This window comes from Candidatus Latescibacter sp. (genome assembly GCA_030692375.1).
Taxonomy (GTDB): Bacteria; Latescibacterota; Latescibacteria; order Latescibacterales; family Latescibacteraceae; genus JAUYCD01.
Map to the genome: position 1 here is coordinate 1 of JAUYCD010000220.1, position 6027 is coordinate 6027.

Genomic DNA, 6027 nt, shown 5'->3' on the forward strand with positions numbered 1-6027 from the left:
TGAGAAGGCAGCTCCCTAAATCCCCCAGAGGGGGACTTAACGAGGTAAATATAATAACACGTAAGTGCAACATAGTTAGTAAAATATCTGTTACGTTTTGTTATTTAGTCATTTAAGTCCCCCTTTGGGGGATCTAGGGGGTTGTAGTTTTGAGGTTTACAGAAAGAAAATCCTTTTTTATAAATAATCCGGGTTAACGGCTTTATAGAATGGAGGAGAGTATCAACTATATCAAAAAGGGGGGGGACAACTTGAGATTGAGAAATATTTGTTGTAAAACAGCAGTTTATTTTTTAATGATATCAGCTATTTCATTTTGTTCCGCCGTAACCCACGAAGCACATGCTGCAACAATCACTGTCAATGATTTCACAAGCACTGCGGTCCAAACTGCGATAAACTCAGCAAGCGCGGGAGACATAATCTATCTCCCGGGTGGAACATATAATTTCACGGGTACAGTTACTGTAAATAAAGCTGTTACAATTAAAGGCGCGGCAGAACTCCATAATCTGTGTGTAGTCGAGTATGGTCCTTATATCACTTCCAATGTCCCTCCCAATTGGAATGGGACTCCGTCCGATTGTTATGCCAACACTGATGCGATACGATTGTTCAGTGTAACAAATTCAGATGGAGTGATTTTTGAAAACCTGAAGATTAGGGGCAGAACAACCTCAAGCACAGGAAGCAATCATGATATATATGTCAACGGTTATAACAAGGTAACCATTAAAGGCTGCGAATTGGCGTACTCTGAAAGAGCGGTCTATCTGATAAGTTCATTTAATAATCTTATCAAAGGGAACTACATACACCATAACAATATAGGCGGTCTGGGTTATGGTGTAAGCATCACCGGCCCCACGATGTTGACCGGCGGCTCACAGGCAACCATCCGTAACAACGAGTTCACGGCAAACAGGCATGATGTTGCCACAAACAGTCCTCAAACCAGTTTCATAATTTATAAGAACTATACCCATGATGACGAAGATGTTGAGCACCAGCCGTGTTTCGAATCCCATGTCCAGGGTCTGAAAACCTTAAGGGGTGTTGTACGCGATAATATTTTTGTAAGGACAAGGCCTTTAGCTTACAAATCCGGCAGCCTTGAGATAAGCGGCAATTATTTCGATTCAACATGCGGGAATTCAGACTGGGCTAATGGCGGTTTCGGATACTCCAATATGATCATTTTCGGCACTCCCGAGCATAATGGAGCATACGTTGAGGGAGCTGAGCTTCATAACATCTATTTCGGCAGCAACATCAATAACAGCGGCAGGACCGAGGTGGTTGTAAGTAATTACTTGTACAATGGGGTGAGAAAACTTGTTACATACAATTTATATCACAATGGAAAATTGTGGGAGGCAACATATACAACATATCCCCCCTTAAAAACCGATCCAAGACCTCTTTTGGGTGAAGTGTATGTGACACAGGCGGGTACATCTACAAGAATAGATAAAATTATAAAAAACACATGGTATGACCTCCACGCAATGGCCTGCGACCCCCAAGGTGCGGACAATATAGCAAGAATCGGCATTCAGCTCAGGGATCCAAACGCATATAGCTTGATACCGGTGAATACAACCGGAGAATTCAGGCCGGCTGGTAATTATTTTATTGAGACAGATGGCGACAGTGTATATGTGAGAAAAACCGAAGGTTCCTCCGATTGGACAGCGGTAGCCGATTCAACTCAGGACCTCTATGTTGATACAAATATCTTCCAGTACTTTACCGATGGAAGTCACAGGAAACATTTCGTAATCAGGTTCAAAGTACTTGATAATGCAATACCGGTGGAATGGATCATTAATGGCTATGCTATGGATGCCGAAGGCAACCTGCCGCACAGCCAGGCATATAACACTCAGGAAGGATGGTACCTGACAGTCGGCGATGGTTCACTGGGTTCACTGGGTGTGACAGAAGAATTTGCTCCCGGACTTTTCAAAATAGCTTCTGTCTATCCCAACCCGTTCAATCCCTCTACCACCATTGCACTCGGTCTTCCGAGGGATGGGCATGTCATTATTTCTATTTACAATGTCAACGGCCAGAAAGTGCGCGAGCTGGCAAATTCGAATATGTTTGCCGGAAAGCACAGTTTCATTTGGGACGGCAGAGACAGCAGTGGGCAGGTTATCTCGGCGGGTGTATACTTCACGAGAGCAGAAATGGGGGGAAGTGTTGCAACGAAGAAGATGCTTTTCTTGAAATGACCTGTAAAATAAACCCCACGACATTTTTGGAGGGAGGTGATTCATTAAGCAACGAACAATTCTCAATGTTTTTTCATGAACAATCTCTTAAACAATCTTTAAGAAGGGAAAAGAGGGAACAATGAAGAGAATGTTTATCTTTGCATTGGGCTTGTTGTTCACCGCTTCCAGTATTTTGGCGGCGAATTTTCAGCCTACATTGCTCAAACTCAATGCGCCGTCAAAAATCAAGTACAATTTTGACGGAAAGTCTCTGACGATTCCGGTGACAGTCACGGGAACCCCTGCCGGAGCAATATTCCTTGTGTTTACCAAAGACAAGGCCGCCAAAATCAGTAAAACCCGCAACGGTTTCCTGGGATGGCATTATGTGAACAAGATCGACACCTGCCTGTATTTTTCAGGAGTAAACTCCCTAGCGGTCGGCAGTAACACAATTACCTGGAATGGAAAGGATAAAGGCGGAAGTCTTCTGGGCGCAGGTGAATACACCTATTATCTCTGGGGATACGATAACAAGAACGCCAAGACCCGTGTGGCACACGGCTGGTATCCGTACTATAATACGGATGTAGTAACTATGGGTGCGGGCGGAAAAGCTCTGACAAATCCTGTCATCTATCGGCCCACCTCTCGCTGGACCATAGGAAGCAATCCGGCGGACTCCTCTCTGTTCGAGACCACCAGACTCACCTTGCCTACAGGCTGGACCCAGATATTCAGAACCTGTTTCCACCCGGGCGATCTCAACTATTTCTATGCTGAAGCCCACAATTCGACTACCAGATCCGAGGGGGTTTATAAGTACCAGTGGGTTCCCGGAGGCAATGCAGTCATGCAGACAACCTTCGGTGACAATGGAGGATTCTTCTTCAGTCAGCCGGTTTATAACGGCTCCGGCGTTTCCACTGACGGGACTTTTCTGTATGCCGGCTATTACGGACAGTACGCCGACGGAATCAATAACAAGCTCTTTAAGATCGATTTTGACGGCGCACTCCAGAACACGTTCGATCTCACGGAGTGGATGTACCATGCAGATGATTACAAGGCCGGCGCCCAGAGCGCGGGCGGTCCTACATACATGCCGGAGAGGAATGGTTATCTGTATTTTAACCACTACGGCTCCTGTATCAAGGCCATGGTAAATCCCTCGGCGGAAAACAAAGCGGACCTTTTTGTATGGGTCAACCAGAACGGCGACTATATCAATGACCATAACGATAAACCGGATTCCCCAAGGCCGTGGGTCTGTTTCGATTTTAACACGGGGCCGTATAACTATACCATTTCCGCCGATGCGAACCTGTTCAGCATCACTCCATCGTATGACATGGGAGCGGTTTCCATTGCGCTCATGGCGCCCGACGGCACCGGCGTAAGTTACCTGTCATACGCCGGTGAGACGGCCGGATGGAAATATGGCGATATCTTCGTGGACAGCGGTTCCGCTTTCGACGGCATCTACTGTGATAACGCCGGAAGCGCCGGTGTTAATTATACCGGAGATAAAACAAATGCTTTCGGCATCTGGTATTTGGCGCATGATTCCATGAAAGGGACCATCGGCACCGAAGTGGGGGTCGAGGAGAGCGCGCCGTCTGCCTTCGTAGTAGCGCAGAACACCCCGAATCCGTTTAACCCGAGCACCACAATCAATTTCACCCTCACCAAAGCAGCCAAAACAACGGTCGAGGTGTTTAATTCTTCCGGACAGAGAGTGGCTACCCTGGTCAATTCATCCATTTCTGCAGGGCCCCATTCCACAGTGTGGAATGCTACCGGATTCTCAGCCGGTGTTTACTTCTATACAGTGAAATCGGGTGATTTTTCCAGAACAATGAAGATGACCCTGCTTAAGTAAAAAGCAAAACATCCTTCATGAACAAAGCCCTGTGCATTGCATGGGGCTTTTTATCAGTTATTCCAAAGATGGATGCGGCATCCTGGCTGAAAGAATATGGAAAAAGAAAATGAAGAAAGTTTCCCTTTCAGAGATTAAAGATCATTTGTCCGAATATCTGCGAGTGGCAGAAAAGGAACAAGTTGTCATCTTGCGTCACGGGAAACCCGCGGGCATACTGGTGGGATTCAAATCTGAAGATGATTGGTTTGAGTTCCAACTTGAAAATAATCCTATATTTTTAGAACGTATCGCCTCAGCACGAAAAAATATGCGTGCGGGAAAAGGTACACGATTAGAAGAACTTGTAAAAGAATGATGATCCGGCAAAAAGTATCTTGATGCTGCTAACGCTCTAAAAACCTCACCTGGCCTTCGGCCACCCTCTCCTAATTAGGAGAGGGCAAGAACAAGGCGCATAATGAGTTACCCCCTCTCCTGACTGGGAGAGGGGGACAGGGGGTGAGGTAAATAAACGCCAGAAAATAATATAAAACTTACTTTTTGCCGAGTCATCATCTTTCATCCTTCATCCTTGCTTCAGCAGCTCCCTCATATTTTTCAAACTTATTTCAATCGCTTCCAGCACCGGGCCTTTCGCGGTATCCTGCTCGACAATGTAGCGGGTGACCTTTGCCTTACGGGCTGCCTGGACGATGCTTTTCATGTCCATGATACCGGCGCCCACCGGGGCAAAGCTCCGCTTTTCATCGTTCGCCATATCCTTCATGTGGATCATAGGGCAGCGGGTCGAGTATTTGTTGATGAATGCCGCAGGGTCGGCGTTGGCGTACTGCACCCAGTAGACGTCCACTTCCGCCTGCACCAATTTCGGGTCGGAGGATTCGAGCAGATAGTCGATCAGGTATTTCCCATCAGCTTTTTCGAATTCGAAATTATGGTTGTGGTAGCAGAGCTGCATTCCGGATTTTTTTGCCGCCGCTCCGATTACAGAGAGTTTTTCACCGAACGCCTTGAACCCATCAGCTCCCTTGCCCCGCCATTCCTGGGGCATGGACGGGCAGACGATGTATTCATTTCCGATGGCCAGGTTGAAATCGATGATCGCGGAAAGGTTCTTTGACAGCCCGTCATATCCTTCGTGCGACCCGGCGCAGTTGAGGCCGAGATCATCGAGAAGCTTTTTCACTTCTTTGGCCGAAAGGCCGCCAAATCCCGCGAACTCCACCGAATCATAGCCGATCTCGGCCACTTTCTTCAACGTCCCGGCGAAATCTTTCCCGGCCAGGTCCCGTACCGTGTAGAGCTGAAGGCCGACCGGTGTCTGTTTTCCCTTCTGAGCTTCACTCTCCGTGCTGTGCGACGCCATTAAACCTCCGATCCCAAAAAGCGCTCCGGCTGCCAGTTTTCCGGTAAAATCACGGCGCGTGATTTCATCTTTTTTCATGGTTTCCTCCGATTTAAAAAAAATGTCTGAACCACTGATTCGAATGATGCTATAAAAGATGATGGAAAGAATGAAAACAATCCAAAGAGAAATTGTCTGAACCATGATTTACTTGATTTCATGATTAGCTTGATTTTTATTAATCGAATGCATCATGGTAATCCTTTAACCCCAATACGGTTCACTTTAACGAAAAAGTACAAGATTTTGGTTCTTCTCCAAATTAGTTGGTAAATTTTGCAGTGCAAAATGAGATAACTCTTTGAGAGGCAGCCCCTAAATCCCCCGAAGGGGGACTTTCATCGTTAGGGATAAAAAAAAGTTTTGTTACGTAAATAATCTAACCCGGATTATTCATAAAAAAAGGCAGTGCATCAACTAATATATTGTATTATATTGTAGTTAGACAAATAACGACGAACAAACACAATACAAATGAGTTGAGCCTGCCATGAGAGAAGATACCCAACTTTCGCTTA

Annotated in this window: 4 protein-coding genes; 3 read left to right on the forward strand and 1 reads right to left on the reverse strand. The window is 46.1% G+C overall.

Annotation, left to right across the window (positions count from 1 at the left end):
• Nucleotides 1-209 precede the first annotated feature (209 nt).
• The 3 genes from Q8O92_13535 (at nucleotide 210) to Q8O92_13545 (ending at nucleotide 4459) form a co-directional block, all read left to right on the forward strand.
• Nucleotides 210-2237 carry a FlgD immunoglobulin-like domain containing protein gene (locus tag Q8O92_13535; protein ID MDP2984336.1) on the forward strand — a complete coding sequence of 676 codons (2028 nt, stop codon included), beginning with the start codon at nucleotides 210-212 and terminating at the stop codon, nucleotides 2235-2237.
• 121 nt (nucleotides 2238-2358) lie between these two features.
• The gene (locus Q8O92_13540; GenBank protein ID MDP2984337.1) at nucleotides 2359-4101 is read left to right on the forward strand and encodes a T9SS type A sorting domain-containing protein; all 1743 of its coding nucleotides are present in this window, start codon (nucleotides 2359-2361) and stop codon (nucleotides 4099-4101) included.
• A 109-nt stretch (nucleotides 4102-4210) separates the two neighbouring features.
• A complete protein-coding gene (locus Q8O92_13545; protein MDP2984338.1) occupies nucleotides 4211-4459 on the forward strand; it encodes a type II toxin-antitoxin system Phd/YefM family antitoxin in 249 nt (82 codons plus the stop codon).
• 210 nt (nucleotides 4460-4669) lie between these two features.
• Here the strand turns inward: Q8O92_13545 and Q8O92_13550 are convergent, their stop codons facing one another.
• Complete coding sequence (locus Q8O92_13550) at nucleotides 4670-5548, reverse strand: sugar phosphate isomerase/epimerase (protein ID MDP2984339.1); 879 nt, start codon at nucleotides 5546-5548, stop codon at nucleotides 4670-4672.
• Between the last annotated feature and the right edge of the window lie 479 nt (nucleotides 5549-6027).

Bases quoted from the DNA above. Each gene is read 5' to 3' on its own strand.
- Q8O92_13545 (MDP2984338.1), top strand. From the start codon at position 4,211: ATGAAGAAAGTTTCCCTTTCAGAGATTAAAGATCATTTGTCCGAATAT.
- Q8O92_13540 (MDP2984337.1), top strand. From the start codon at position 2,359: ATGAAGAGAATGTTTATCTTTGCATTGGGCTTGTTGTTCACCGCTTCC.
- Q8O92_13550 (MDP2984339.1), bottom strand. From the start codon at position 5,548: ATGAAAAAAGATGAAATCACGCGCCGTGATTTTACCGGAAAACTGGCA.
- Q8O92_13535 (MDP2984336.1), top strand. From the start codon at position 210: ATGGAGGAGAGTATCAACTATATCAAAAAGGGGGGGGACAACTTGAGA.